Below are 25,613 nucleotides of genomic sequence, written 5' to 3'. Positions count from 1 at the left end.
TCGCCTGCGCCGCCATGCGGCGGGGTTCCGGGTGGATGAATGGTTTTGCGCGAGGCTTAGGGAACCTCGGATGCCTCAATGGCGCCCCTTGGACGGGTGCATATACAGGATTTCGGTGGAATTCGGGTAAGTTTGCCCACAATGCGAGACGACATCCGACACTAATAACTATTCATTGACCTGCATATTGCGCGGTTTTTGCGCGGTCGGCGGCCCCTTGCCGCAAAATCCGCTGCCTTGGAAGAATGCAAAAATTGCCTACATGACCACGCACAACATCGCAACGGGCACGACGCGTCCGACGCTTCGCCAGCAACTGGGAGCCCGCAAGCCCATCGAGTCCTTCATCGCCGAGGCAGGCAACGGAACCGGCGACGGACCCAAGCTGCGCCGCACGCTCGGGCTGCTGCACCTGACCATGATCAGCGTCGGCGCCACCCTGGGAACCGGCATCTTCGTGGTGCTCTCCTCCTCGGTGCCGATGGCCGGGCCTGCGGTGTGGATCTCCTTCGCCATCGCCGGTCTCGCGGCACTCTTTGCGGCGCTCTCCTACGCGGAAATGGCCGGCGCGGTGCCCGTTTCCGGATCGAGCTACACCTACACCTACGCGACCATGGGCGAGGGCCTGGCCTGGATCTGCGGGTGGTGCCTGGTGCTCGAGTACGCGGTCTCCGTCGCGGCGATTGCGGTGGGAGCCGGCGAATACCTCAATGAGATGGCCCGTTCGCTGGGCGTGGCCCTGCCCGCGGCACTGACCAATCCCCCGGGGTCCGACGGCGGGGTGTTCAACGTCCCGGCCCTGCTGATCGTCCTGTTCGCCACGGTGCTGCTGGTGCGCGGCACCAAGGAATCCGCAATGGTCAACACCGTGCTGGTGTTCATCAAGATCGCGGTGCTTCTTTTCTTCATCGTCATCGCCTTCAGCGCCTTCACCTCGTCGAACTTCGATCCGCTGCTGCCGATGGGCACCGCCGGGGTTTCGGCGGCCGCAGCCCGCCTGTTCTTCTCCTACATCGGGTTCGACGCCGCCTCCACGGCCGGCGAAGAAGCAAAGAACCCGCAGCGCGACCTGCCGCGGGCCATCGTGCTGTCCATGGTCATCATCACCGCCCTCTACATCCTGGTGGCCATCGCGGCGATCGGCGCCCGCCAATGGACCTGGTTCGAAGGCAAGGAAGCGGCGCTGGTGCAGTTGCTCGAGGAGGTCACCGGCCAGGGCTGGGTGGCGCTGCTCTTTGCCGCCGGCGCCGTGCTGGCCATCGTCTCCATCGTGATCACGGTGCTCTACGGGCAGACCCGCATCTTGGTGGCGATGAGCCGCGACGGCATGGTGCCGGCGGTCTTCGGCCGCATCTCCCCGCGAAACGGCGCACCGGTCGCAGGGACCTGGATCACCGGCGGCGTGGTGGCCCTGGTGGCCGGACTGGTGCCGCTGGGCCAGCTGGCCGATGCCACGTCCATCGGCACGCTCTTCGCGTTCTCGCTGGTCTCCCTTGCGGTGATCTTCCTGCGCCGCACGCAGCCTCAGCTGCCGCGCACCTTCAAGGTTCCGCTCTACCCCCTGACCCCGATTCTCGCGATCCTCTTCTGCGGCTACCTGATGCTCAACCTCGGGGTGGGCACCTGGGTGGTCTTCGCGGTGTGGATGGTCATCGGCGCCGCGATCTACCTCGGCTACGGGCGCCGGAACTCGAAGCTTGCCGCCAACTGGGACTTGCTCCGGAAAAACTAGGTGACTCACCTCGCCACACCGCTTGTGCCGGTCGTGCCAGCAGCTTTTCGGATCCCCGCACCCAAGGGATCGGAGCCGATGGTGACTGGTTCAACGCCCGTATCCTTCCAGGGCCGGAGATCCGTGGCGGGGGGCTTAGGGTTGCGGCTGGTCCTGGCCGTCCGGGACCGGGCGGCCGCGGCGCAACGGTATGGAGCAGGCAGCGGCCAAGGCCGCCATGCAGGCGCCGTAGATGAGGGTGTTCACGGCGAACCCCACGCGTTCGCGCCCGGTGGGCGGGGACGTCATGAAAAACTTCGGACCCATCGCGGCCAGCAGCGGAATGTGCCCCGCAACGATCGTGCCCGCCGCTATACGCGCCCAGAGCGGGCCGCGGCCGGCCAGCACCATTCCTCCGGCCATGCCAAACAGGGGTGTGGCGATGGCGTTGGATCCCTCGCCCGTTTCAATGAGTTTGCGCAAGAGCCCGGGAAGCGGCAGCGTGCAAGCTGCGAAGACCAGCGGGCTGGCCGAGAACCGGTCCAGATTTCGTTCGGGGTCCGCCGCCCGCAGGTCGGCGCTGTGCGCCAGCATCGCGCCCGTGATGGCCCCGGGAAGCATGATCCCGACAATGGTGTTCCGGGGATTGACCCGCGAGGCGTCCCCGACGAGGTTCCTCATGTACATGCGCATCGTCGCCGACCACGCCAGTCCGGCTGCTGCTCCCAGGATTATGCTTCGCATCGGTCCTCGCCCTGTTCCATTGATGTTGGCTACGATGATCCTCCGTGGCCACCTCGGGCACAATGACCGGGCCGCGCCATGGGCATGGACGGGAATCGAAAGCGCCGGTCCTGGGTTGTACCCAGGTGATGGAACTAGTTCTTTACACCTCCGCCTTCTGCGCACCGTGCGTGCGTGCCCGCTCCGTGCTCAGGGACGCGGGAAAATTGCTTCCGCAGGCACGGATCAGCGAGGTCGACGTGCTGTCGAACCTAGAGGAATCGGATGCAATTGGCATCGCCTCCACGCCTACCCTGGTCGTGCGCCGGGACGGGACCGAAGTGTTCCGTGCGTCCGGGGTGCCGAGCGTGCAACAGGTGCTGGCCGCCGCCGCGCTCGCACTGGATGAACACCGGGCCTAGCGCAGTCCCCCGATTTGCAAGTTCTTGAGGTACCCCAGGGAATCCGCCGCCAGGGCATCCTGGTTGCTGGCCAGCGGCCGCCAGATAGAGGCGGCAGCCGCAAGGGTCGGATTGTCCGGGGCGAAGGATTTCAGGCAGAGCGGGCCCGCGTAGCCGGCGAGGTCAAGGGCGTGCACGAAACCGTGCCAGTCAAAGTGGTCAGCGCCGACGGTGCCGCGGTCGTTGCCGCTGACCTGGACGTGGGCGATGTGCCCCATGGCGCGGGCGACGGAGGCGGCGATGTCCCGCTCCTCGATGTTCAGGTGGTAGGTGTCCAGTGCCATCCCGAGGCCGGGACCCAACATCGGTTCAAGCGCGTCGAAGGCCTGGTCCACGGTGTTGAGCAGGGAAGTCTCGTGGCGGTTGAGCGGCTCGATGGCCAGGGTGATGCCGCGGGCCGCGGCATGCTCCACCAGCGGGACGAGGTTGGAACGCAATTGCCCGTAGGTTGAGTTGCGTTCATCCCCGGTCATCGGCCAGAGGCGGCCGGTGGTTGCGTAAAACGGTCCGGCCACCGTGGTGGCGCCCAGGATCGCCGCCGCGTCGATGACCCCGCGCAGGTAATCCTGGGTGGCCGAGATTTCTGCCTTGGACGCCACCACGAGGTTGCGGCCGTGCGGCATCGTAGCGGTGACCACGGGTGCCAACCCGTGGCCCTGCAGGACGTCGCGGGCCACGTGGGCATCCCAGTCTCCGAGGTTTTCCAGCGGCAGCTCGATGGCGTCGAAGCCCAACGTGGCCACGTGCGCGGCAAGTTCCCCCAGCGAGCGGTTGGAAAGCGGGGATCTCCAGACCCAGGTACTGACACCGAGTTTTCGTTCCACTACCCAACACTCCCTTGGTCGATTGCGGATGGGCTCCGGTCTGCGGCCATCGCGCTGTTTGCCGTTCCGCTTTCAGGCTACGCGCGGGAACTGCCCGCGGATAGTCCCGCGTCAACGCGGGAAAACACCCCGGACACGTGTCCCGGTTAACCGATCCGGGAAATGTTGGGAAGAATGGGGCAAGTGACTTCCCCGTTGAATGATGCCCCCGCCGTGCCGTGCCTGAGCCGAATCGTCGCCGATTCCTCCGACCGGATCGCGTGGCTGCGGGCCCGTTCGCAGGGCATCACGGCGACCGACGTGGCGAAACTTTCCACTCCGAAGTCCATTGCGTCCGCGGCCTGGGACAAGCTGCACGGCTCGGGCTTCGGCGGGAACCCCTACACCGACCACGGCCGGGCCCGCGAACCGGTGATCGCCGCCTGGGTGCAGGAGAACTTCGGGATCATGCCCTCCACGCAGCTCTTCCACGCGGCGGAGAACCACATTCACCTGGCCACGCCCGACGGGTTGGGAATCCGCGAGGCCGGTCGTGTTGAACTGGCGGAGATCAAGACCACCAACAAGCCGTTCAAGACGATCCCGCGGAACTACCTGCGCCAGGTGTTCTGGCAGCAATACGTGCTCGGAGCCGAACGCACCCTCTTTGTGTGGGAGCCGCACAAGGACTTCGTGCCAACCCACGCCGAGCCGCTGACCCGCTGGGTCGACCGCGACGATGCCGCGATCAGGGACCTGATCGCCAAGGCCGACGAGATGGTCGCGATCCTGCGCGAACGTACAGCCGCGGCCCGGGAGCGTGCTAACTACGGGCCTGCCGCCCTGTACCTCTGAGCACTGTTCCCGGCCCCTGAAGATGGGGCTGCGGGTCAGGCCGGGGCTGAACCGGGCATCACTGGCTTGGGCAGTGCGTCGGGGTAGTCCTTGCCGAGCTCGGCAATCAGGTGCTCGCGGACGTAGTTGCGCAGGTCGTACAGGTCCCCGGGGTTCCTTGCGCTGACACCAATCGTGACTTTCAGGATTCCTCCGATGGCATCTGTCACGTTCAGGTCCCCGATGCGTCCGTCCCACAAATCCGTCGAGGCAAGCAATTGCTGGGTGCGGGTGCGCAGGTGCTCGATGGGTGCGTTCCAGTTCAAATCCAGCAGCACGAAGCCGCTGATCTCGGTGCTGCGGCGCGACCAGTTCTCGAACGGGGTCGTGGTGAAGTGGGTCGAGGGGATGATCATCCGTCGACCGTCCAGCAGCAGCACCACCACGTAGGTCAGCGTGATCTCCTCGATGGTTCCGCGCTGGGTCTCCACCACCACGGTGTCGTTGACCCGGATCGCGTCCGTGAAGGCGATCTGCAGCCCGGCAAAGACGTTGGCCAGGGAGGACTGCACGGCGAGCGCCGCGACCACGGAAATCAGGCCGGCGGAGGCCAGCAGGCCGGCGCCCAGCGCCCTGACCTCGGGAATCGTGAGCAGGGCCCCTGCCACGGCCAGGGTGATGATCAACGCGGTGACCACCCGGCGCAGCAATCCAACCTGCGTCTGGATCTTGGCCAGACGCCGGGGATTCCCGTCGTCCCCGCGGTACCTGGCCAGGACGATGTCCTCGAAGACGCCTATCGCGACGATCAGCAACCACGCGATGGAACTGATCAGCCCCAGCAACAGCAGGAACTGCCAGATGGTGACCCATTGGCTCGGGGCAAAGCCCACTCCCACGGCGACCTTGGTGAAGGCAAAGGCCAGGGTGAACAGCAACGGCGCGCGTCGCAGGGTGCGTTCGGGAGGAAGACCCTGGATCCGGTGCAGCAAGCGCTTGAGAATGAAGGACAGGACCACGGTGATAACGATCGCGGACAGTAACCCGATCGCAACCACAACCCACGGCCGGATGGCATCGGGTAATGCGTTCGTGTTCTGCACTGCCTCGTTCAGGGCGTCGTCCAATGTTCCGGTGGCAAAGATCTGCATATCAACAGGTTGTCACACGCCCTTGGGTGTCGGCTGGATATCGCACCACGACGTCCGTCATATCTCCTGCGGGTTGCAATGGCATGGATTGTGCGTAAACCCCCTTGCGAGGCCGTTTCCCGGCGCGCAAGCTGATCTCACCACCCCCCTCCACCCGAATTTTCCGCCCTTAGCGAGGCACACCGTGAAATCCAGGATCACCGCCGGCATCGCCGGTGCACTACTCATCGCGGGACTCGGCATCTCCCCCGTTTCCCCGGCGGCAACCGCCACGGCGGCCACCGCCCCCTATTGCGGCATCACCTGGGGCTCGCTCGCCGACTCCGTCGCCGCATACTCGTCCGCCACCATCACCAACGTCCGCACCGGCCGCCACACCTGCTATGACCGGATGGTCATCGACCTCAAGGGCAAGGTCAAGGGCTACGACGTGCGCTATGTCAACGCAGTCTTCACCGAGGGCCAGGGCAAGCATGTCCCGCTTGCAGGCGCCGCCGACCTGCGCATCATCGTGAAGGCACCCGCCTACACGAGCTCCGGCACCCCCACCTACAACCCGGCCAACCGGACCAACGCCAAGAACGTTTCCGGCTACACCACCTTCCGCCAGGTCGCCTACCTGGGCAGTTTCGAGGGGCAGACTTCCTTCGGCCTGGGCGTCCGCGCCCGGCTTCCGTTCCGCACCTTCGTCCTCACCGCCGCCGACGGAAGCACCAGCCGCCTGGTGATCGACGTGGCCCACCGCTGGTAACGGAGCGCGGGAACACCCGCGGGCATCGGTTCGGCATCACGGCTTCGTGGCGCGGGACCGGTGCCCTTTCCCTGCCCGCGATGCCCCCGGCCCGGAGCCGGACCGGCACCCCTCAAGGGACGCAAGGCCCACGCAAGAGCGGTGTTGGATGACAAAACAACGTCATCCGGGACGCCGCGCAGGCGGATATGACACGATTCATGCATGAGTATTGCCCGCCCATACAAGCAAGTAGATGTCTTCGCCTCCTCCCCCTACACCGGCAACGGCCTGGCCGTGGTGCTTGACGGCGGTGGGCTCAGCGATGCGCAAATGCTGGGCTTCGCCAATTGGACCAACCTTGCCGAGACCGTGTTCCTGTTGCCGGCCACACATCCGGATGCCGACTACCGGGCACGGATCTTCACCACCACCACGGAACTTCCCTTTGCCGGGCACCCCACCCTGGGTGCGGCGCACGCATGGCTGGAAGCCGGCGGCGTGCCCAAGAACCCCGCGGGTCTGCTCCAGGAATGCGGAGCCGGGCTCATCGAGGTACGCAGGGTCCCCGGCGAGGACCCCGAGGACCCCGAATCCCTGGCCTTCAAGGCCCCGCCCATGATGCGCACCGGGGAGCTCGAGGAAGACGTGCTGGAATGGGCGCTGGGCGGACTCGGCCTGGCGCGGGAGGACGTGCTGGCGCACCAGTGGGTGGCCAACGGGCCCAACTGGGCGGGATTGCTGCTGCGCGATGCGGACCTGGTGCTTTCGCTGGAGCCCGACTATACGGCCCTGGCCGGGCTGGAGATCGGGGTCATCGCCCCGCACACCGTCGGCGGCGTTCCCGCCCGTTCCTACGACCCGAATGTACCCGAGGCCCGGCCGGCCGGGGCGCGGGAGGAATTGAGCCCGGTATCGGCGGCCGACGAGCGTCGGGGCTCCCAGCGTTTCCGCAACGTCGTCACCGGCGCCCCCGCCGACTATGAGGTGCGGGCCTTCTGCCCCGGCGAGGGCCTTCAGGAAGACCCTGCGACCGGCTCCCTGAATGCCGGCTTCGGCGTGTGGCTCACCGGGTCCGGGCTGGCCCCGGCCTCCTACACCGTGCGCCAGGGCACCCGTCTGGGCCGCTCGGCGATCCTGCACGTGGAGTCCGACGCCGCAGGCGTATGGATTGCCGGGCACTCGTTGACTTGCATCGACGGCATCGTCAACCTCCCCTAGGCACAAAAACAGTGCAGTGTGAGGTGGGGCTCAATACCCTGTATTACCTTGGCGACCCGGAGTAGGCTCGGGCGGTGAATGTGAACCAGCGCGTGACGGAAACCAAACAGGACAAGCTTGCATGGGGTGCCCTGTGGGCGCTGGTCATCGGCTTCTTCATGATCCTGCTTGACTCCACCATTGTCTCCACCGCAATGCCTGCCATCATGAACGGGCTGGACACCGACATCAACGGGGTCATCTGGGTCAACAGCGCCTACCTGCTGGCGTTCGCGGTGCCGCTGCTGATCACCGGGCGCCTGGGGGATCGGTTTGGCCCGCGCACCATTTACCTCATCGGCCTCATCGTCTTCACCGCGTCCTCGCTGTGGTGCGGGCTGGCTCCCGACATCACCACGCTGATCGTTGCACGCGTGGTCCAGGGCCTGGGCGCCTCGATGATGAGCCCGCAGACCATGACGTTCATTACCCGCATGTTCCCCTACGCCCGCCGCGGCGCCGCCATGGGCGTGTGGGGCGCGGTGGCAGGCATTGCCACGCTGGTCGGCCCGATCGCCGGCGGCGTGTTCGTCGACACGCTGGGCTGGGAATGGATCTTTTTTGTGAACGTTCCGGTGGGCATCATCGCCATCTGGCGCGTGTTGGCCAAGGTGCCCGAACTTCCGCGCCACTCCCACTCCTTCGACTGGCTGGGCGTGGGATTGAGCGCCGTGGCGATGTTCGCACTGGTCTTCGGAATCCAGGAAGGCAACACGCACGACTGGGGACCGTTCATCGGGCCCATCGGCTCGTGGCACCTGATCATCGGCGGGGCCGTGCTGCTGGGGGTGTTCATCTGGTGGCAGGGCGCCAACCGGGCCGAGCCGCTGGTACCGCTGGGCCTGTTCAGGGACCGGAACTTCTCGCTGGCCAACATCGCCATCGCCTTCATGGGGCTGTCCATCACCGCCATGAGCTTCCCGATGATCCTCTACCTGCAGTCGGTGCGCGGGCTCACCCCGACGCTTTCCGCGCTCATGCTCGCGCCCATGGCCGTGGTGGCAGGCGCGCTGGCCCCGGTGGTCGGCAAGAACGTCGGGAAAATCGAGGCCAAGTACTTCGCGATCCCCGGTTTCTTCCTCTTTGGCGCCTCGATCACGGTCTACGGGCTGATGCTGCGGGCCGACACCCCGTTCTGGCTGCTGTTGCTTCCACCGGTGTTCATGGGACTGGGCTCGGCCATGATCTGGCCCGCGGTTTCACTGACCGCCACCCGCGACCTGGGCCAGGCGGACGCCGGGGCAGGATCCGGGGTATACAACACCACCCGGCAGGTCGGCGCGGTGCTGGGTTCGGCGTTGATCGCGCTGATGATGGAATCGCGCATTGCCGTGGAGTCGGAAAAGGCCGTTGCCGCACTGGCTGCCGACGGACCTGCCTCCGTGGTGAGCGGTTCCCCGGCCGAGCCGGGAACCGGGGCAGCGGTGCCCGAATTCCTGCATCAGGCCTTCTCGCTGGCCCTGGGCCAGGCGCTGTTGCTGCCGGGCATCGTGGCCATGGCAGCTGCCCTGCTGGCGGCGTTGTTCCGCAAGGGCGCGCGCAGCAACTGATCCGCGCGCGTCCCCTGCGGGAGTGGCGCTACTTCTTTTTCGCGGTGACTTCCTTGATCTTGGTCTTCGCCTTGCCGCGGCCGAAGACCAGGGCCGCGGCAATGCCGGCCAGCCAGAGGTCCTTGGCCATCGGGACGCCGTTGGGCGTGGGGCGGATGCCGTCGGACTCGGTCAGTCCCGGGGTCTTGAGGTAGGTGGCGACCAGTCCGGCCGCGAAGGCACCCAGCCCAAGGCCGGCCAGGCGCGAGGGGATGAACGGGGTCAGCAGGGCTGAGCCCACGGCGATCTCGCCGAAGGCCAGCGCCTTGCCGAAGACGGCCGGTTCGACCTTTTCGACCTGCGGGATGGCGTTGGAGGCCATGGACTGCAGGCCCTCGGCGGATTCGGCGTCCATGCGCAGCTTGCCGATGCCGCTGTTGAGGATGTAGGCGCCCGAGACGAGTCGTAGTGCGGTGTTGGCAATGCTGAAGCCCATGGTTTTTCTCCTGGTCGTGGGTCGCTGTGGTGGTACTCGTTAACCCACCCTATGGTTTGGCGCTCCGCCACGGCTATAGCTTCCCCGGTGTGGCGCGGGGCAAGGTCCGGGGATCGCATGCCCTGTGGGCTGTGACACATTCGCGCAATGCGGCGTCCAATCGGGGGCGGGAGAAACCGGCGGCATGCTAGATTCGCGTGCATGATCACCTCCTCCGCGGTTCCCGATGCCGCGCTGCGCCTGCTCGTGGAAAAGGGCTTCGACGCCACCAGCGTCGACTCGCTGGCCCAGGCGGCGGGCATTTCTCGTTCCACCTTCTTCCGGCGCTTCGGTTCGAAGGAGGAAATGGTCTTCGCGGACATGGAAACCATCATCCACCACCTGGAAACGGTGCTTGCCACTTCCTCGGCCGGCCCCGTGGCCTCGTTGGTGCATGCCGGATTGACCGTCTTCGACCAGCACACGGCCAGGCCCGAGGCCGCGGGGCTGCGCCACCGCCTGCTGCTGGACGTACCTTCCCTGCGCGACCGCGAACTGGTCTCCATCCACCGCTACGAACGGGTGTTCCGCAACCACCTGCGTGACCGCGGGTTGTACTCGCTGCCGAACGGGCGGGCCATGTCCATCGCGTTTGCCTCCGGGGTGGTCTCGGTCCACAACGACCACCTGCGCCGCTGGCTGCGCCACCCGGAAGACACCCGCCGTCCCGACCTGGAGCGCGAGCTGCTGGCTCTGGGATCGGTGTTCACCCCGGTGCTCGAGCCGCAGGAATCGACACCCGCACCCGAGCCGACGACGGTGGTCATCACCATTGCCGGCGGCACCCCGGACACCGAGTCGGTGCTGTCCCAGGTTCGCGCGGCCCTGAACCGCGCGAACGGCTAGGCCGGACGCGAGGGACCCCGCGGTGGAACCCCCACACTCGAGGCTTCATTCCCTCCCCGGCTGGCCGCGGGCGACCGAACGGCTCGTGCTGCGCCCCGCCGCCGCATCGGATGCCGAGGCCACTTGGGCCTACCGCCGGCTTCCGGAGTCCTCCCGCTGGGTCACCTCCGCCTGGAACGACCTTCCGGACTACCGCCATTCCTTTACCGACCCGGCGCACCTGCGAGACAGACTCGTCATGGAGTCCGCCGGCACCGTCGTCGGGGAAGCGGTGGTTCGCCTCGGGGACGCGTGGTCCCAGCGCGAGGTCGCGCACCTGGCAGCGGGGACCGAGGCGGAGCTCGGGTGGTCCTTGGACCCGGCGGCCGGCGGGCGCGGGCTTGCCACCGAGGCGGTGTCCTTCCTGCTGCGCCTTTGCTTCGCCGACCTGGGCCTGCGCCGGGTACACGCCCGCTGCTTTGCCGCCAACGAGCCCTCGTGGCGGCTCATGGAACGCGTGGGGATGCGCCGCGAAAGCCACCTGGTCGCCGGCGCCCTGCACCGCGACGGCACCTGGAAGGACGGATACGTCTACGCAATGCTTGCGGACCAGTGGCGCGCCACACAAAACGCCTGAACCGGAGTTTCTTGACCTGAAACTGAGTTCCAGTATGCTGGTGCCTTAGCGACATTTCCGCCGCCGACGAAAGGGCACCACTCCGCCATGAGCATTGAAGCCAGCCTGAACACCGATTTTCCTTCCGGTGTCGTTGAACCGGAGTACGAGCTCTGGGGCGAGGTGGATGTCGATCCGGCAGGCCTCTTCGAGGATGTCAATGCGGAGGATCGCGTTTACTGGGACAGGGCACGGAAGTTCGGCCTGGACGAGGTACGTCCCGTCATCGACGAGTTCTGGGACAAGTCCGACTACCCGCTGGATCTGGCCAAGCGCCTGGGCGAGCTGGACCTGCTGCGCGATGGTCTGGAACTTGAGGGCTACCCGCAAATGAGCGTGCTGGCCGCAGGGCTAGTGAACATGGAGCTCTCCCGCGCCGATGGATCGGTGGGCACCATTGCCGCGGTGCAGGCCGGGCTGGCCCTGCGCTCGATCACCGAGTGCGGCTCCCCCGAGCAGATCGCCCACTGGGGCCCGAAGCTTGCCAATGCCGAAGTGCTCGGTGCCTTCGCGCTCACCGAACCCACCCACGGCTCGGATTCGGTGTCGTTGGAGACCCGCGCCGTGCGCGTTGCGGGCGGCTACCGGATCAGCGGCGAAAAGAAGTGGATCGGCAACGGCTCCACGGGCGGAATCACCATCGTGTGGGCGCGCGACGAAGAGAACAAGGTCCGCGGCTTCATCGTGCAGCAGGAGTGGGAGGGCTATACCGGCACCACCATCGAGGGCAAGCTGTCCCTGCGCGCCATCTGGCAGGCGCACATCCGCATGGAGAACGTCTTTGTCCCGGACTCGCACGTGCTGCCCGGGGCCAACAGCTTCAAGGACACCTCCAAGGTCCTCTTCGCCACGCGCCTGGGCGTCGCCTGGTCCGCCGTGGGCCACGCCACCGCCTGCTACGAGACGGCCGTGCAATACGCGGCCCAGCGCATCCAGTTCGGCCGGCCGCTTGCGGCCAGCCAGATCGTGCAGGAACGCCTGGCCCGCATGCATTCCGAGCTTGCCACCATGCAGCTCACCGTCATGCAGGCCACCCGACGCGAGGAGGCGGGAACCCTGACCCCGGTGCAGGCATCGCTGGCGAAGTTCACCTGCACGCGGCTGGCCCGCGGCATCGCGTCCAACGCCCGTGACCTGCTCGGCGGCAACGGCATCCTGCTCAAGAACCGGGTGGCGCGGCACATTGCCGACATCGAGGCCATCCACACCTATGAGGGCACCGAGACCGTCCAGGCGTTGATCATCGGGCGCTCGATCACCGGGATCTCGGCCTTCGCCTAAGCCGCGGCGCGGGGCTTCCCCTGTTTCCTAGCCGTTGCCTCCGTGCAGGGTGCCGCGGGGCATCGCCCCGGCGGCGGGTGCGGTGCTGGTATCGACGCGCACGTCCAGCACCGCCTTATAGCCGGCGCCGGTCTCCCCCGTGACAGTCGCCAATTGGCTGGCGCCCCCGTCGTCACCGAAGACGTTGTCGCTTTCCAGGGACAATCGTGCCAAGGTCCGCACCGATTCCGAGTAGCCGTCAGTTGCGTACACGGCGTCGGAAACGTCCTGGGGCAACGCCACCTGGGAGATGGCGATCGCCTTGGCGGAGTCGGTGATCGATGCGGCATCCGGGTAGACCTCGAAGTGGATGTGGGGCCAGCGCCCGGGGTAGCAGGCGGGGAAGATGCTGGTGAAACGCACTGTGCCCTCCGCATCGGCTACCTGCACCCCGCGCAGGTAGTTTTCCTGCTCGGCTGCCGGGGTGTACATCGAGTAGTTCCCGTCCCGGTCGCATTGCCAGACGTAGACGGCAACGCCGGCAAATGCCGCGCCGCCGTTGGCCAGGTCCTTGATGTTCAGTTCCAGGTCCAAGGGAACGCCCACCGCGGTGCCGCTGGCGTCCCCGAAACTCGAGCGGATGTCGCGGCGCACGATGCCACTTTGTTCCAGCACGTCCGGCCCGTTTGATCCGTCCCCCGGGTAGGGCCCGGCCGTCTCGTCGGGGATCTCCCCGGCGGAGGTGCCCGCCGCACCGGTGGATGCGTCGTTGGGGGTGGCGGTGCACGCGGCCAGGCCCAGTGCCAGGGCGCCAACGCCGAAGGCCTTGAGCGCACCGCGGCGCCCGATGAGCGTCTGCACATCGAACCCGAGTCCCTGGTCCTCGAGATCCTCGTCGGGCCGCGGAAGACTCCGGCCCTTGTAGGTCGGGTGGCCGGCGCTCGGCCTCAGGTGCTGCTGGTGCTGTTCCATGGCGTCGTTCCTCGCTTGATCGTGAATCCTGGCTGGTGCTTTGGATTCCTACAGTAGGCCTCCGCCCCATGGTGTTGCTGTGGCGAAGCCATGGCTGGCCCATGTGCGGCCACCCCGGGGAGGCCGTTGCGCCTGCACCGGGAGCCTCGTAGCCGCCCGCCACACGTTGCGCATCACATGCCTTGCGTGTTGAGGTCGATCTGCGTCGGCCCGGCCCGCGTAGGCTTCACGGAGGAGTTGTCCCAACTCCCTGCTTCGAAAGGCACCCGCATGCGACGTCAAACGATCGTCATCACCGGCGCAAGCGACGGGATCGGTGCCGAAGCCGCACGCGCGCTCAGCCGTTTGGGACACGAAATGGTCGTGGTTGGCCGGAACCGGGAACGGACGGCAGCCGTTGCCCGGGAAATCCAGGCCGATCACTTCCTCGTCGATTTCTCCGATCTCGATGAAGTCCGGGCTCTCGCGGTGCAGTTGCTTCAGAAGTACCCGCGGATTGATGTGCTGGCGAACAACGCCGGCGGCATCTTTACCCCGTCCCGACAGCTGACCGTCGACGGGTTCGAGATGACCTTCCAGGTCAACTACCTTGCCCCTTTTCTACTGACCCGGCTGCTTCTTGAACGGCTCATTGCCTCGCGGGCAGCAGTCATCAACACCTCCAGCACGGCGAATAGGTTGTACGGCAGGGTTGACCTCTCCGACCTGAACGCCGAGCGATACTACGATCCCAAAAGAGCCTACGGGAACGCCAAACTCGAACAGATCATGTTCACCCGCGAACTGCATCGCCGTTTTGGTTCCGAGGGCCTCGCCTCCGCCTCGTTCCATCCCGGGATCGTCAGCACCGGCTTCTCCCGTTCCCCCGGCACGTCCATGGAGGGCATCTACGGCAACAGGCTGATCTCCAGACTCCTCGCAACGCCCAGGAAGGGTGCCGATACGCTCATCTGGCTGGCCGACGAGGGCAGCGGCGGGACGTGGCCTTCGGGCGAGTACTTCTCCCGTCGCAAGGTGGCCCGAACCAATCCCCAGGCCAAGGACGATGCGGTCTCCGAGGCGCTGTGGAACCAGTCCGGGAAACTGTTGGGGATCGTGTGACACCGCAAGAATCCGCGCCGATCGTGGTTTTTCGGGAACGTCCCGACGGGCAAACACCCGGTCTCGCAAGCTGGGATTCGAAATGAACCAGCGAATCCATGGCCTGCGAGGGCTGCTGCTGTCTTCGTCCGGTCCTCGCCCCCGGAAACGTCGAATGGCAGGCATCAGCCTCGGCGTGCTTCTGGTCTTGGCCGGAGTGAGCCACCTGACGTTTGCCCGCAAGGAGTTCCAATTGCTGGTTCCCGATTGGGTGCCAGCCGCCAAGGATGTCGTCGTCTTCGGCTCGGGAGTGGTGGAGATGGGGCTTGGCACGGCGCTCATTGCCCTGCCGCGCCGCCGCGTTCCCGTCGGATTGCTGGTGGCCGCGTTCTTCGTGGCAGTATTTCCCGGAAACCTCGCCCAGTTCCTCGGGCGCCGCGAAGCATTCGGGCTGGACAGCGATCGGGCTCGTCTGACTCGCCTGTTCTTCCAGCCGCCACTTCTCTGGTGGGCCCTGTGGTCCACCGGCGCGTTCGCCGCGCTGCGCCGTAAAACATCTTTATAGACGGGCAACCTATCGCCGGCGGCCCCGCGCCGGAACCGCGTGTCCTAAGCGCCGGCCATCCGCTTTTTGACGTGCTTGGTGGCAGGTGCGGTCCACGGGTCTTCGGGCCATGGGTGCTTGGGATAACGGCCCCGGTTTTCCGCGCGCACCTGGGTGTAGGGGCCTGACCAGAACGATGCCAGGTCGTCGGTGACCGCCAGCGGTCGACCAGCCGGGGAGAGCAGGTGAAAGAGCACCGGGACCCGGCCGCGCACCAGCGCCGGGGAGGTGGCCAGTCCGAAGCATTCCTGCAGCTTCACCGCCACCACGGGCGGGGCTTCGGGTTCGTCGATTCCCGGGTAGTCAATGCGTATCCTGGATCCGCTGGGCACCGTGAGACGCTCGGGGACCAGCTCATCCATGGCGGTGGCCTCGGGCCAAGGCAGTAGGCGACGCAGCGGATCCACCAGGTCCAGGGAACCCGGGGACTTCCCTCCGGCGAGCGCCTCGAGTTCCGGGGCCAGCCAGTTCTCGGCGGCCGCCAGCAGGGAGTCCTCGTCCATGGCCGGCCAGGGGTCCCCGAGTTCACGGTGCAACATTCCCAGCCGGCTGCGCAGCAGTTGCGCCGCGGGGGAGAATTTCAGCATGCCGAGCCCGCGCTCGCGCAAGGCGTCAAGCACCGCGGCCCGGCCCTGGGCACGGGTGGGGGTCATGGGGGTGCTGGAAAGCACGATAGCCCCGAGTCGGTGCTCCTTGCGGGCGGACAGCTTGCCGCTGGCAAAGACCGTGTTGACGGTCTCGGTTTCCAGGTGGGCTGCAGCGAGCAGTGCGGTGCCCTCGTCGAGTGGCGCGGCGGCGCGGATCAACGCGCCGGTGCCTGCCGCGTCGCGGCCGGCGGCCCGTGCCACCTCGGCGACCGCCAGCCACTGGTGGTGTGACAACGGGCTTCCGGCGGGCAGGCCCGCGCGCGTGCCGGAGGCCAGCAGGTAGGTGGTGCCGGTGGCGTTGTCCACGCGACGGGCCACCTGCCCCGGATAGGCAAGGGCCGCGACCAGGCCAAGCTCGGTTCCGGGGGAATGGATCGCCACTATGCCTGGCGGCCGCTGCGCATGGGCTTCCCGGCCGGCGATCCGTTCCAGCCGCGAGCATTCGCGCTTCCAGGTGGCGGACTGCGGGTGTCTGCCGTTGCGCAGGGCCGCCAGCAGCGCGCCGAGGTCAGCGGCCTGGGCGCGGTAGTCCCCGGCCAGCAGGGCAACGATTTGTGCGACGTTCCCGGCCCCGAGCAGCGGGGCGCCGTCGAGCAGGGCACGGCCCAGCCGGGGGTCGGCCGGAATCAGGGCCAGGCGGCGGCCCAGTGCGGTGGCGTGCCCGGCCTCGTCGATCGCGCCGAGCTGGGACAGCACCGTGGTTGCCGCCTCAAGGCTTGATGCAGGCGGTGGCTCGGGCAAGTGCAATCCGGTGCCGTCGGGGGCGCCCCAACAGGCCAGCACCAGGGCCGCGGATGTGAGGTCGGCGACGGTGATCTCGGCCCGTGGGTGCGCGGGGGCCGCCGCAAAGCTCTTTTCGGCAAAGCAGCGCACCACGGTGCCCGGCCCCTGGCGTGCGGCACGGCCCGCGCGCTGGATGCCGGCTGCCCGCGAGGCGGAGACCGTGACAAGTCCGCTCATCCCCCGGGCCGCATCCCGGCGCGGCTCCCGGGCCAGGCCCGAGTCGATGACCAGCCGGACCCCGGGAACCGTGAGCGAGGACTCGGCCAGCGAGGTGGAGACGATGATGCGGGGTCCTCCCCCGGGTTCGCGCCCCGAGACGGCACGGTCCTGCAGGGCGGGAACGACCTGCCCATGCAGCTCCAGCACCTCGGTGCCCGGCGCCCGGGTGCGGATCTGCGCGGCGACATCGGCCACTTCCCAGGCACCGGGAACAAAGACCAGCGCGTCGACGGACTTGTCCCGCGCCAGCGCCTCGGCATGGGCGGCAGCGGCGGTTGCTGCCACGTGGGTGAGGAAGGTGCGCGAGACCCCGCGGTCGGTCAACCGGGGGGCGGCGGCCGGCACCCACCGGGTTTCCAGCTCGTGCAGCGCCGCGGGGCAGTCGATGACCGGTGCACTGCCCGCCCCCGAGGCATCACCCAGCAATTGGGCAAAGCGCGGGGCATCGAGGGTCGCGGACATGGCCACGAGCACCAGGTCCCCGCGCAGTTCGTGGACCTCGCGCAACATGCCCAGCAGCAAGTCGGTTTCCAGCCCGCGCTCGTGCACCTCGTCGATGACGACCGCGTCAATGGATTCCAGCCCCGGGTCGGCCAGCAGCCGGCGCAACAGGATTCCCGGGGTCACGAACTCGATCAGGGTGTCCGGGCCGGCGTGGTTTTCCCCGCGCACCGTGAATCCCACGCGGCCGCCCAGTGAGCTGCCGTCGAGGGATGCCAAGCGGCGGGCGGCGGAGCGGGCAGCGACCCGACGCGGCTGGGTGACCAGGATGCGTGCTTCTCCCCCGTTGCGGGCCCGAACCAGGTTGGCCACCAGGGGCGGGACCAGCGTGGTCTTGCCGGTGCCCGGCGGGGCCTGGATGACGGCGGTTCCGGATGCTCCGCCGGCCTCAAGCTCAGTGGCGAGCTCCGGCAGGGATTGGGCAAAGACCAGCCCCCGCCCGATGGCAGCCAGGTCGAAGTCATTGTGCTGCCGGGGCTTGTCCCGGCCGTTCCGCTGCGTACTCACCCGCCCCATTATCCAGTGTTGCCGTCCCCCTGCCGCTCTCAGGCGGTGCGGCGGCGCAGCGTCATCGACCCCACCACGATGGCGGCCAGGATCCACGCGGCAACGAACCCGATCCGCAGCCAGATGTAGCCGGCGTCCTGGTCGTCCCTGGCCACGGCGTTCAGCGCATCGATGGCGTGGCTCAGCGGCAGCCAGTCCCCGATGCCCTCCAGGACCTCGGGCAGTTCGCCACGCGGCAGGAAGATCCCGCCCAGCAGGACCTGCGGGAAGACGAAGGCGGGCATGAATTGCACGACCTGGAATTCGCTGCGGGCAAAGGCGCTGGCAAGAAGCCCCAGCGAGGTCCCCAGCAACGCGTCGGCGATGGCCACGGCGAAAAGCAGCCCCAGGCTCCCTGCGACTTCCAGCCCGCAGACCCACACGGCAAAGCCCACGGCGATCCCCGTCTGCGCGATAGCCAGCAGCCCGAAGGCCAGCGCGTAGCCCAGGATGAAGTCGGCCTTGCCCAGCGGCAGGGACAGCAGGCGTTCCAGGGTGCCGCTGCGCCGCTCCCGGAGCGTGGCGATGGAGGTGACCAGGAACATCACGATGAAGGGGAAGAGCGCGATCATCGCCGGGCCGATCCTCCCGAAGACCGGGGTGTCGGTGAAGATCCAGGCGACCAAGCCGACCAACAGTGCGGGGACCAGCAGCAAAAGTGCCAGGGTGCGGTGGTCGTGGCGCACCTGGTTCAGCACGCGAGCGGTGGTGGCAAGGATGCGCGGGATGCTCACGGGGTCCCTCCCGTGGCGCGGTGCTTGGGAACATGGGGTTCGGAGCCTGGTGCCCCGGATTCCCGTGCGTCGCGGATCAGCGCCAGGAAGGCGTCCTCGGCGTTGGTGGTTCCGGTGCGCGCCAGCAGGCCAGCCGGCGTTTCCTGGGCGATGATCCCGCCCTCGCGCATCAGGATCAGGCGGTCACACCGGGTGGCTTCGTCCATCACGTGGCTGGAGACCAGCAATGTCACGCCTTCGGCAGCGAGTTCTGCAAACAGTTCCCACAATGCCACGCGAAGCACCGGGTCCAGCCCGACGGTGGGCTCGTCCAGGACCAGCAATTCGGGCGTTCCCAAAAGGGCGATGGCCAGGGAGAGGCGGCTGCGTTGTCCGCCGGAGAGGTCGGCCGCCATGGCCTTGGCCACCGATCCCAGGTCGGTGCGCTCGATGACTTCGGCAACCTGGGCGGGCGGGGCACCGACGATCTTGGCGAAGTAGGACAGGTTCGCGCCCACCGGCAGGTCGTCGTAGATGCTGGATTCCTGCGTCATGTAGCCGACGCGATGGCGCAGCTTTTCGGACCCGGCGGTGTCCCCGAGCACCCTCACCACTCCGCCGGAAATGATCTGGGTGCCCACAATCGATCGCATTAAGGTGGACTTCCCGCAGCCGCTGGGACCTAGCAGCCCGACCACCTCGCCGCGCGGGACCAGCAGGTCAAGGCCGGGCAAGACAAGGTTCTTCCCGCGCATGACCTTCAATCCGGTGATCGAGATAGCCGCCGCCTGTTCCTCCATATTCCCGAGTCTTGCCCCTGTGTCATTTTCGGTCAAGGGGCCGGGGCCAGATGCCGGTGGCGGCACCAGCCCCCCTATCGAAAGGTGAAGCGCCCCGGGCATACTTGAAGCAAGACAGGCACCCGACCCGATCCCATCTAGGACCCACAGGAGTGCACCATGCGCGATCCAGAGGGGTCCCGTCCCCTTCGTCCTGACTCGCCGGTGCTCGTGGGCGTGTTCCCGGGGCAGCATCCCGAGGTCTTGGAAACCGCGGCCCGCCTCGCATCGGTCCTCCGTCAGGATCTGGTGTGTGCCTATGCACTCACCGGCCTGGACATGACCGAATGGAACGTCAAGGCGAGCATCGACTTTGATGCCCTGCATCGTGATGAGCGTGAGGAACTCGGGGCGGAAGCGATCGAGGACCTGCATCAACGGCTCGGCGAGACCTTGGCCTCCTACCCCATGCCCTGGACCCTGCGCATCCTGGTGGGCGAGGCGGCCGGCGCACTGGGCGACTTCGCCGTGGAGCTGGGTTCGTCATATCTGGTGGTCGGCTCGCCTCGTGGAAAGCGCCGCGCATTCTCCGGTTCGAGGTTCAGTGCCTCAACGCTTGCCCGGGTCCTGTCGCGTCGGCAGCTTCCGGTGTTGGTGGTTCCGCCATCGATCGTGCCGGACCCGCCGGCCACCCCTTATCTGCCGTGATCGGGCAACCGGCCACCGGGAGCGGCAGGTTCCCGGATGTCAGCCCGGGGAATCACACTATTCAGGAATTTGAGCGCAGGAACGGCAGCAACTCCTCCAGGATCGGCTGCGGCGGATAGAGTGTTCCGCCGTGGTTGCGTCCCTCCAGCGCCACCAGCCGGGCATGGGGCATGACCGAGGCCATGACCCGGGAATGATCGATGCGTGGCACATCCCGGGTTCCGGTCATCAGCAGGGTCGGCGTCGCCAGCTGGTGGAGCAGGGTTTCGCTGACCGCGCTGCCGGACTCGGTGGCCTCGAAGTACGCGGCCAGTGCCAGTGCGTCATTCGAGGCAAAGGCATGGCGGGTCGCGGGGTCCAGTTTCCCGCCGCCGGCTTCCATGCCGTCAATGAAGGCATCCATGTCACCTGTTTTCAGTGCCTCGAGGTAGCCGTCGAAGAAGAGCGTGCTGATGTGCTGTGCCTCAATGGCGTGGGTGCCGCCGAGCATGGTCAGGGAGCGGACCATGGATGGATGCTTGATGGCCAGCGACAGGCCAACGCGCGATCCGAATGAATATCCCACCAGGTGGATCGACTCGTGTCCGGTCGCAGCCAGCACCGCCTTGACGTCCTCCAGCACCAGGTCCATGGCATAGGCGGCCGGGTCGTGGGGTTTTCCCGATCGTCCGTGGCCGCGCAGGTCCATGCGGATGGTGTCGAACTCGGGTTCCAGCGCCTTCACGTATCCCAGGCCGCGCCAGATGGAGCGGGAAAGCGCGGAGCCGTGCAGCAGCAGGACCGGTGGGGCCCCTGTGTCGCTGGCGTCAAAGTAGATAGTCTGGGCATCAACCGGGTTCACTGCATGGGGCATGATACTGAGCTTATGGCACCGGACCGGTCTTTTCCCAAGCAAAGGAAACACCATGAATGACGACCTGACTCCCGTTATTGTCGGGGGCGCACGTACGCCCTTTGGAAAGTTCCGCGGGGCCGTCTCCGCGTTGTCAGCCACCGAGCTAGGCGCCCACGCAATCTCCTCGGCACTGGAGCGCAGCGGGGTGCAGGCCGCCCAGGTCAACCACGTCATCATGGGCCAGGTCATCCTGGCGGGCACCGGCCAAGGCCCCGCCCGCCAGGCCGCCCTGAAGGCAGGAATCGGCTGGGACGTCCCCACGGTGACGATCAACAAGCTCTGCCTGTCGGGGCTCACCGCCGTCATCGACGCAGCCCGCATGATCCGCGCCGGAGAGGCCGACTTCATCGTCGCCGCCGGACAGGAGTCGATGTCCAATGCCCCGCACCTGGTCCGCGGCATGCGCACACCGTTGGCCATCGGCGACCGGACGTTGGAGGATTCCCTGAACCACGACGCGTTGGCCGATCCGTTCAGCGGCGAGCTCATGGGCTCGGCCACCGAAAGCGGCAATGCCAAGCTGGGGATTTCGCGCGCCGCCCAAGACGCCTTTGCCACCAGGTCGCACCAGCGCGCTGCGGCCGCGCGTGCGCACCTCGATGCCGAGATCGCGCCAGTGGCCATCCCGCAGCGGCGCGGGGGCGAGATCATCGTTTCCACCGACGAGGGGGTTCGCGCTGACACCACGGAAGAACAGCTTGCCGCGCTGCGTCCGGCTTTCTCCACTGACCCGGCCGCCACCATTACGGCGGGTTCTTCCTCGCCGCTTTCGGACGGTGCCGCAGCCGTGGTGGTTGCCTCCAAGGGCGCCGCCCGCCGGGCGGGCCTGGCATGGCACTGTGAGATCGGCGCCCACGGCCAGACGGCCGGCCCCGACGGACAATTGCATTCCCAGCCCAGCACGTCGATTCTCGCCGCGCTGGCCAAGGAAGGAATGGGAGTCGCGGAGCTGGACCTGATTGAAATCAATGAGGCCTTCGCGTCGGTTGTCCTGCAATCGGCGAAGGACCTCGGCGTGGATCCCGCCAGGATCAACCTGGAAGGCGGAGCCATTGCACTGGGGCATCCCGTGGGTGCTTCCGGCGCGCGGCTGGTCCTGCACCAGGCCATGGAACTGGCGCGGCGCGGTTCCGGCACGGGGGTGGTGTCCCTGTGTGGAGGCGGCGGCCAGGGTGATGCCCTGATCCTGCGACGCTGATTTCACATGTTGTTACCCGGCGGTATACAGCTGGTGCAAAGGTTGGTTTCCTAGAGTCTTAATCACCTCATGGAGGTGCGAGTGATGAGAGCACCGGTCGGGCACAAGGCAAATTCCCCCTAGCCTTCCGACCGGTGCTCAACCATTTAATGCAGGATGTCCGCAACCACGACACCTGGAAGTCACCGCCCTCGACAACTCCGGCACTTCGGACCAGACTGAAGGTACCGGGCGCCGCAAGTTCGGGGAGACACGTTCTACGGATCAAGGAGTACGCGAGATGACTGAACAACCAATCGGCGACGAAGAAGTAGAAGAAGAAGAAACTGCCGCAGAACCGGAGCATGTGGCCAGCGCGCACGACGAAGCACTGGTCGAGGAATGGGAAGACGAATCGTTTCCGGCCTCGGATCCACCCTCCAACTACTGACTCACGGCCGACTATCGACGAATCACCAGCAACCACCCAGTTACTCCAAATACGCTGAAGCTACCTTCTCAAGGTGCGAGTGATCAGAAGAACCGGTCGCGGCGGAGTTTCACCTCCTTAGCCGTCACGGCCGGTTCTTCGCTTTTAACGACCGGGCACACGGGATCGCATGGAATTGCTATATCTCCCCGATCCGCGCCGCGCCCAGCTCCCGATGCCGTGGACGTTTGCGGCGCCTTGCGACAAGAATGGACCAGAGGGAGCCGATGTAGCTTCCGCGAGATTTCATCCCCAATTTCCAGGAGAACACCACCACCATGGCCGAAGAGCTCCGGTACGCCCCCGCCCCCGAAACGCACGCACCCTACGTGGCCGCCGCGGACCGCTACGAATCGACCGGCTACCGCCGGGTGGGGAACTCGGGATTGGTCCTTCCCCCGATTTCCCTGGGCCTGTGGTGGAACTTTGGCGACAACCGCCCCTATGACACCCAGCGCGAAGTGCTGCGCCACGCCTTTGACCGCGGGATCACGCACTTCGACCTGGCCAACAACTACGGTCCGCCCTATGGCTCGGCAGAGGAGAACTTCGGCCGCATGTTGCGCACCGACTTCAAGGCCTACCGCAACGAGCTGATCATCTCCTCGAAGGCCGGCTGGGACATGTGGCCGGGCCCGTACGGCACCTTGGGATCGCGCAAGTACATCATGGCCTCGGCCGACGAGTCGCTCAAGCGCATGGGCCTGGACTACGTGGACATCTTCTACTCGCACCGCCCGGACCCCGACACCCCCATCGAGGAAACCATCGGCGCGCTTGACACCTTGGTGCGCCAGGGGAAGGCGCTGTACGTCGGGATCTCCTCCTACTCCCCCGAACGCACCGCGGAGGCGGCGCGCGTCGCCAAGGAGATGGGCACACCGCTGGTGATCCACCAGCCGTCCTATTCGATGCTCAATCGCTGGGTGGAGGACGGCCTGCTCGAGACCTTGGCCGAACACGGCATGGGGTCCATCGCCTTCACCCCGCTGGCCCAGGGCCTGCTGACCGGCAAGTACCTCAAGAATGATTCGGCGATTCCGTCCGGTGGACGGACGACCCTGGACGGGCACCTGACCGAGGAGAACCTCGGGAAGGCCCGCGACCTGGCCCGGGTCGCCGAGTCCCGCGGCCAGTCCCTGGCCCAGCTGGCCATCGCCTGGTTGTTGCGCGACGGCGGAGTGAGCTCGGTGCTGCTCGGCGCCTCCTCGACTGCGCAGCTTGATGAAAACCTCGGCGCCCTGGGCAACACCACCTTCAGCACCGGGGAACTGGACCTGATCGACCAGATCGCCGCCGGCGATGCCGACATAGACCGCTGGCGCAAGGCGGCCACCAGCTAAGCCAGCCGGAGCATACGAAGCAAAACCCTGTGATATACGAATTTCGCAGGGTTTTCCTTCGTTAACGACGAAAACCGAAGTCATCAAGTTCACTCACGGCGGATATGATCGCCAACCATGCGTGACGGGCTTCACAAATCGTCGTTTTCGGGACATGATGGACAGGTACGTGGCGCGATGAAGATCCCCGCCGCCCAGTGACTACAAGAAGGAGCATGGCTGTGACCGCCAACGCCCAGACGTCGACCTCCACCGGCTACCGAGTCCTCAATCCCGCCACCGGTGAGGTGGTCGAGGAATTCCCCACGGCCACCGACGCCGAGATCCAGGACGCCATCGCGGCGGCCGAATCCGGTTACCAGCAGTGGAAGAACGTCGACATCAATGAACGCGCCAAGATCGTGGCGCGCGTGGGCGAGCTCTTCGCCGAACGCGCCGACGAGCTCGCTGCGATCATCACGCAGGAAATGGGCAAGCCCCTCTCCGAGTCCAAGGGTGAGGCCGAGTTCTGCAAGGACATCTTCGAGTACTTCGCCACCGAGGGGCCCACGCTCGCCGCGGATACGGAAATCAAGAACATCGGCGGCGGCAAGGCCGTCATCCAGCGTCTCCCGGTCGGCCCCCTGCTGGGCATCATGCCGTGGAACTACCCGTACTACCAGGTGGCCCGCTTTGCCGCGCCCAACCTGATGCTCGGCAACACCATCGTGCTCAAGCACGCCGAGACCTGCCCGCGTTCGGCACTGGCAATCCAGCAGATCATGGATGACGCAGGCGTCCCTGCAGGCGTGTACAACAACGTCTTCGCCTCCCACGGGCAGATTTCCACGATCATCGAGGACCCGCGCATCCAGGGCGTTTCGCTGACCGGTTCCGAGCGTGCCGGCGCCATCATCGGCGAGCAGGCCGGACGTAACCTGAAGAAGGCAGTGCTGGAACTTGGGGGCTCGGACCCGTACGTCATCCTCGATTCCAACGATGTCGCGGGCGACGCCGCTACCGCCTGGGCCACCCGCATGGAGAACACCGGCCAGGCCTGCAACTCCAACAAGCGCATGATCGTCATGGAGGATATCTTCGACGACTTCGTGGGTGAGCTGACCAAACTGGCCGACGGCCTGGCCCCGGGCGATCCGGCCGCCGAACTCGAGGGCACCTTCGGCCCGCTCTCCACCCGTGGTGCCGCCGAGGCGCTGGCCGCACAGGTCCAGGACGCCATCGACAAGGGCGCAACCCTGCATGCCGGCGGCACGCTGCACGAGGGCCCTGGCGCCTATCTGGCGCCGACCGTGCTCTCGGGAATCACCAAGGACATGCGCGCCTACTACGAGGAGCTGTTCGGCCCGGTGGCCGTTGTCTACAAGGTCTCCTCCGACGAGGAAGCACTGACCATGGCCAATGACACCCAGTACGGCCTTGGCGGCGCGGTGTTCTCCACCGATCCGGCTCGCGCGGCCAAGGTCGCCGCCGGCCTGAACTCGGGAATGGCCAATGTGAACGTTCCCGCCGCCGAAGGCGCGGAGATGCCCTTCGGCGGAGTGAAGCGCTCGGGCTTCGGCCGCGAACTGGGCCCGCTGGGCATGGAGGAGTTCGTCAACAAGCGCCTGTTCTACGTGGCCGACTGACTTCCACGCTCGCTTAAACGCCAAGGCCGCGGT

25 protein-coding genes are annotated in these 25,613 nt (G+C 66.7%); 16 read left to right on the top strand and 9 right to left on the bottom strand.

Annotated elements, in window-relative coordinates; translation table 11 throughout:
* Positions 1-262 precede the first annotated feature (262 nt).
* Positions 263-1,732 carry an amino acid permease gene (locus tag ACIPUB_RS17060; RefSeq protein WP_407608465.1) on the top strand — a complete coding sequence of 490 codons (1,470 nt, stop codon included), beginning with the start codon at positions 263-265 and terminating at the stop codon, positions 1,730-1,732.
* Positions 1,733-1,867: 135 nt separating this feature from the next.
* Here the strand turns inward: ACIPUB_RS17060 and ACIPUB_RS17055 are convergent, their stop codons facing one another.
* Complete coding sequence (locus ACIPUB_RS17055) at positions 1,868-2,455, bottom strand: hypothetical protein (RefSeq protein WP_407608464.1); 588 nt, start codon at positions 2,453-2,455, stop codon at positions 1,868-1,870.
* Between the two features lie 128 nt (positions 2,456-2,583).
* Here ACIPUB_RS17055 and ACIPUB_RS17050 point away from each other — a divergent pair, with 128 nt between their 5' ends.
* Positions 2,584-2,856, top strand: coding sequence for a thioredoxin family protein (locus tag ACIPUB_RS17050; protein ID WP_407608463.1), 273 nt, complete (start codon positions 2,584-2,586; stop codon positions 2,854-2,856).
* Here ACIPUB_RS17050 and ACIPUB_RS17045 read toward each other — a convergent pair.
* Positions 2,853-3,719: a sugar phosphate isomerase/epimerase family protein gene (locus tag ACIPUB_RS17045; protein ID WP_407608462.1), complete on the bottom strand. Its 867-nt coding sequence runs from the start codon at positions 3,717-3,719 to the stop codon at positions 2,853-2,855. The two genes, ACIPUB_RS17050 and ACIPUB_RS17045, sit on opposite strands and share 4 nt — an antisense overlap.
* A gap of 174 nt (positions 3,720-3,893) precedes the next feature.
* On the opposite strand from ACIPUB_RS17045, the gene ACIPUB_RS17040 reads away from it, so the two are divergent.
* Entirely contained in the window at positions 3,894-4,553 is a 660-nt protein-coding gene (locus tag ACIPUB_RS17040; protein WP_407608461.1) for a YqaJ viral recombinase family protein, read from the top strand.
* A gap of 35 nt (positions 4,554-4,588) precedes the next feature.
* On the opposite strand, the gene ACIPUB_RS17035 is transcribed toward ACIPUB_RS17040, so the two are convergent.
* Entirely contained in the window at positions 4,589-5,683 is a 1,095-nt protein-coding gene (locus ACIPUB_RS17035) for a mechanosensitive ion channel family protein (protein ID WP_407608460.1), read from the bottom strand.
* Positions 5,684-5,867: 184 nt separating this feature from the next.
* Here ACIPUB_RS17035 and ACIPUB_RS17030 point away from each other — a divergent pair, with 184 nt between their 5' ends.
* From ACIPUB_RS17030 to ACIPUB_RS17020, 3 genes are all read left to right on the top strand, one after another.
* Positions 5,868-6,434: a hypothetical protein gene (locus ACIPUB_RS17030; protein WP_407608459.1), complete on the top strand. Its 567-nt coding sequence runs from the start codon at positions 5,868-5,870 to the stop codon at positions 6,432-6,434.
* A gap of 204 nt (positions 6,435-6,638) precedes the next feature.
* Complete coding sequence (locus ACIPUB_RS17025; protein ID WP_407608458.1) at positions 6,639-7,634, top strand: PhzF family phenazine biosynthesis protein; 996 nt, start codon at positions 6,639-6,641, stop codon at positions 7,632-7,634.
* A gap of 92 nt (positions 7,635-7,726) precedes the next feature.
* Positions 7,727-9,223, top strand: a complete 1,497-nt coding sequence (locus tag ACIPUB_RS17020; RefSeq protein WP_407608457.1) for a DHA2 family efflux MFS transporter permease subunit — start codon at positions 7,727-7,729, stop codon at positions 9,221-9,223.
* A gap of 28 nt (positions 9,224-9,251) precedes the next feature.
* On the opposite strand, the gene ACIPUB_RS17015 is transcribed toward ACIPUB_RS17020, so the two are convergent.
* Entirely contained in the window at positions 9,252-9,698 is a 447-nt protein-coding gene (locus ACIPUB_RS17015; protein WP_264270059.1) for a DoxX family membrane protein, read from the bottom strand.
* Positions 9,699-9,899: 201 nt separating this feature from the next.
* Here ACIPUB_RS17015 and ACIPUB_RS17010 point away from each other — a divergent pair, with 201 nt between their 5' ends.
* The 3 genes from ACIPUB_RS17010 (at position 9,900) to ACIPUB_RS17000 (ending at position 12,519) form a co-directional block, all read left to right on the top strand.
* Positions 9,900-10,583: a TetR/AcrR family transcriptional regulator gene (locus tag ACIPUB_RS17010; protein WP_407608456.1), complete on the top strand. Its 684-nt coding sequence runs from the start codon at positions 9,900-9,902 to the stop codon at positions 10,581-10,583.
* Between the two features lie 22 nt (positions 10,584-10,605).
* Positions 10,606-11,199: a GNAT family N-acetyltransferase gene (locus ACIPUB_RS17005; protein ID WP_407608455.1), complete on the top strand. Its 594-nt coding sequence runs from the start codon at positions 10,606-10,608 to the stop codon at positions 11,197-11,199.
* A gap of 87 nt (positions 11,200-11,286) precedes the next feature.
* On the top strand, positions 11,287-12,519 hold the full coding sequence (locus tag ACIPUB_RS17000; protein WP_407608454.1) for an acyl-CoA dehydrogenase family protein: 1,233 nt from the start codon (positions 11,287-11,289) through the stop codon (positions 12,517-12,519).
* 27 nt (positions 12,520-12,546) lie between these two features.
* On the opposite strand, the gene ACIPUB_RS16995 is transcribed toward ACIPUB_RS17000, so the two are convergent.
* Complete coding sequence (locus tag ACIPUB_RS16995; RefSeq protein ID WP_407608453.1) at positions 12,547-13,470, bottom strand: intradiol ring-cleavage dioxygenase; 924 nt, start codon at positions 13,468-13,470, stop codon at positions 12,547-12,549.
* Positions 13,471-13,740: 270 nt separating this feature from the next.
* Between ACIPUB_RS16995 and ACIPUB_RS16990 the strand changes: the two genes are divergently transcribed.
* Entirely contained in the window at positions 13,741-14,571 is an 831-nt protein-coding gene (locus ACIPUB_RS16990) for an SDR family NAD(P)-dependent oxidoreductase (protein WP_407608452.1), read from the top strand.
* Positions 14,572-14,725: 154 nt separating this feature from the next.
* Positions 14,726-15,115, top strand: a complete 390-nt coding sequence (locus ACIPUB_RS16985; protein ID WP_407608451.1) for a hypothetical protein — start codon at positions 14,726-14,728, stop codon at positions 15,113-15,115.
* Between the two features lie 44 nt (positions 15,116-15,159).
* Here the strand turns inward: ACIPUB_RS16985 and hrpB are convergent, their stop codons facing one another.
* The 3 genes from hrpB to ACIPUB_RS16970 are packed head-to-tail and all read right to left on the bottom strand — an operon-like array spanning position 15,160 to position 19,363.
* Entirely contained in the window at positions 15,160-17,820 is a 2,661-nt protein-coding gene (gene hrpB / locus ACIPUB_RS16980; RefSeq protein WP_407608450.1) for an ATP-dependent helicase HrpB, read from the bottom strand.
* 29 nt (positions 17,821-17,849) lie between these two features.
* Complete coding sequence (locus tag ACIPUB_RS16975; RefSeq protein ID WP_407608449.1) at positions 17,850-18,584, bottom strand: ABC transporter permease; 735 nt, start codon at positions 18,582-18,584, stop codon at positions 17,850-17,852.
* Positions 18,581-19,363 (bottom strand): ABC transporter ATP-binding protein, encoded by a 783-nt coding sequence (locus ACIPUB_RS16970; protein ID WP_407608448.1) that lies wholly within the window; start codon positions 19,361-19,363, stop codon positions 18,581-18,583. Before ACIPUB_RS16970 ends, ACIPUB_RS16975 begins: the two co-directional genes overlap by 4 nt.
* Positions 19,364-19,522: 159 nt before the next feature.
* Here ACIPUB_RS16970 and ACIPUB_RS16965 point away from each other — a divergent pair, with 159 nt between their 5' ends.
* Positions 19,523-20,050, top strand: a complete 528-nt coding sequence (locus ACIPUB_RS16965; protein WP_407608447.1) for a universal stress protein — start codon at positions 19,523-19,525, stop codon at positions 20,048-20,050.
* Between the two features lie 61 nt (positions 20,051-20,111).
* Here the strand turns inward: ACIPUB_RS16965 and ACIPUB_RS16960 are convergent, their stop codons facing one another.
* On the bottom strand, positions 20,112-20,903 hold the full coding sequence (locus tag ACIPUB_RS16960) for an alpha/beta fold hydrolase (RefSeq protein ID WP_407608446.1): 792 nt from the start codon (positions 20,901-20,903) through the stop codon (positions 20,112-20,114).
* 52 nt (positions 20,904-20,955) lie between these two features.
* Here ACIPUB_RS16960 and ACIPUB_RS16955 point away from each other — a divergent pair, with 52 nt between their 5' ends.
* The 4 genes from ACIPUB_RS16955 to ACIPUB_RS16940 all read left to right on the top strand — a co-directional run bounded on the left by ACIPUB_RS16955 (position 20,956) and on the right by ACIPUB_RS16940 (position 25,580).
* A complete protein-coding gene (locus tag ACIPUB_RS16955) occupies positions 20,956-22,143 on the top strand; it encodes an acetyl-CoA C-acyltransferase (protein ID WP_407608445.1) in 1,188 nt (395 codons plus the stop codon).
* A gap of 280 nt (positions 22,144-22,423) precedes the next feature.
* On the top strand, positions 22,424-22,573 hold the full coding sequence (locus tag ACIPUB_RS16950; RefSeq protein WP_407608444.1) for a hypothetical protein: 150 nt from the start codon (positions 22,424-22,426) through the stop codon (positions 22,571-22,573).
* Positions 22,574-22,890: 317 nt separating this feature from the next.
* Positions 22,891-23,955, top strand: a complete 1,065-nt coding sequence (mgrA, locus tag ACIPUB_RS16945) for an L-glyceraldehyde 3-phosphate reductase (protein WP_407608443.1) — start codon at positions 22,891-22,893, stop codon at positions 23,953-23,955.
* Positions 23,956-24,170: 215 nt separating this feature from the next.
* Positions 24,171-25,580 (top strand): NAD-dependent succinate-semialdehyde dehydrogenase, encoded by a 1,410-nt coding sequence (locus ACIPUB_RS16940; protein WP_407608442.1) that lies wholly within the window; start codon positions 24,171-24,173, stop codon positions 25,578-25,580.
* Positions 25,581-25,613: the final 33 nt, after the last annotated feature.

This window comes from Paeniglutamicibacter sp. ORCA_105, assembly GCF_045798545.1.
In the GTDB taxonomy this organism is placed as follows: Bacteria; Actinomycetota; Actinomycetes; order Actinomycetales; family Micrococcaceae; genus Paeniglutamicibacter; species Paeniglutamicibacter sulfureus.
This window is presented reverse-complemented; position numbering and strand designations above follow the sequence as displayed.

Bases quoted from the DNA above. Each gene is read 5' to 3' on its own strand.
- ACIPUB_RS17060 (WP_407608465.1), top strand. From the start codon at position 263: ATGACCACGCACAACATCGCAACGGGCACGACGCGTCCGACGCTTCGC.
- ACIPUB_RS17055 (WP_407608464.1), bottom strand. From the start codon at position 2,455: ATGCGAAGCATAATCCTGGGAGCAGCAGCCGGACTGGCGTGGTCGGCG.
- ACIPUB_RS17050 (WP_407608463.1), top strand. From the start codon at position 2,584: ATGGAACTAGTTCTTTACACCTCCGCCTTCTGCGCACCGTGCGTGCGT.
- ACIPUB_RS17040 (WP_407608461.1), top strand. From the start codon at position 3,894: ATGGGGCAAGTGACTTCCCCGTTGAATGATGCCCCCGCCGTGCCGTGC.
- ACIPUB_RS17035 (WP_407608460.1), bottom strand. From the start codon at position 5,683: ATGCAGATCTTTGCCACCGGAACATTGGACGACGCCCTGAACGAGGCA.
- ACIPUB_RS17025 (WP_407608458.1), top strand. From the start codon at position 6,639: ATGAGTATTGCCCGCCCATACAAGCAAGTAGATGTCTTCGCCTCCTCC.
- ACIPUB_RS17015 (WP_264270059.1), bottom strand. From the start codon at position 9,698: ATGGGCTTCAGCATTGCCAACACCGCACTACGACTCGTCTCGGGCGCC.
- ACIPUB_RS17010 (WP_407608456.1), top strand. From the start codon at position 9,900: ATGATCACCTCCTCCGCGGTTCCCGATGCCGCGCTGCGCCTGCTCGTG.
- ACIPUB_RS17000 (WP_407608454.1), top strand. From the start codon at position 11,287: ATGAGCATTGAAGCCAGCCTGAACACCGATTTTCCTTCCGGTGTCGTT.
- ACIPUB_RS16995 (WP_407608453.1), bottom strand. From the start codon at position 13,470: ATGGAACAGCACCAGCAGCACCTGAGGCCGAGCGCCGGCCACCCGACC.
- ACIPUB_RS16990 (WP_407608452.1), top strand. From the start codon at position 13,741: ATGCGACGTCAAACGATCGTCATCACCGGCGCAAGCGACGGGATCGGT.
- ACIPUB_RS16985 (WP_407608451.1), top strand. From the start codon at position 14,726: ATGGCAGGCATCAGCCTCGGCGTGCTTCTGGTCTTGGCCGGAGTGAGC.
- hrpB (WP_407608450.1), bottom strand. From the start codon at position 17,820: ATGGGGCGGGTGAGTACGCAGCGGAACGGCCGGGACAAGCCCCGGCAG.
- ACIPUB_RS16970 (WP_407608448.1), bottom strand. From the start codon at position 19,363: ATGGAGGAACAGGCGGCGGCTATCTCGATCACCGGATTGAAGGTCATG.
- ACIPUB_RS16965 (WP_407608447.1), top strand. From the start codon at position 19,523: ATGCGCGATCCAGAGGGGTCCCGTCCCCTTCGTCCTGACTCGCCGGTG.
- ACIPUB_RS16960 (WP_407608446.1), bottom strand. From the start codon at position 20,903: ATGCCCCATGCAGTGAACCCGGTTGATGCCCAGACTATCTACTTTGAC.
- ACIPUB_RS16955 (WP_407608445.1), top strand. From the start codon at position 20,956: ATGAATGACGACCTGACTCCCGTTATTGTCGGGGGCGCACGTACGCCC.
- ACIPUB_RS16950 (WP_407608444.1), top strand. From the start codon at position 22,424: ATGACTGAACAACCAATCGGCGACGAAGAAGTAGAAGAAGAAGAAACT.
- mgrA (WP_407608443.1), top strand. From the start codon at position 22,891: ATGGCCGAAGAGCTCCGGTACGCCCCCGCCCCCGAAACGCACGCACCC.
- ACIPUB_RS16940 (WP_407608442.1), top strand. From the start codon at position 24,171: ATGGCTGTGACCGCCAACGCCCAGACGTCGACCTCCACCGGCTACCGA.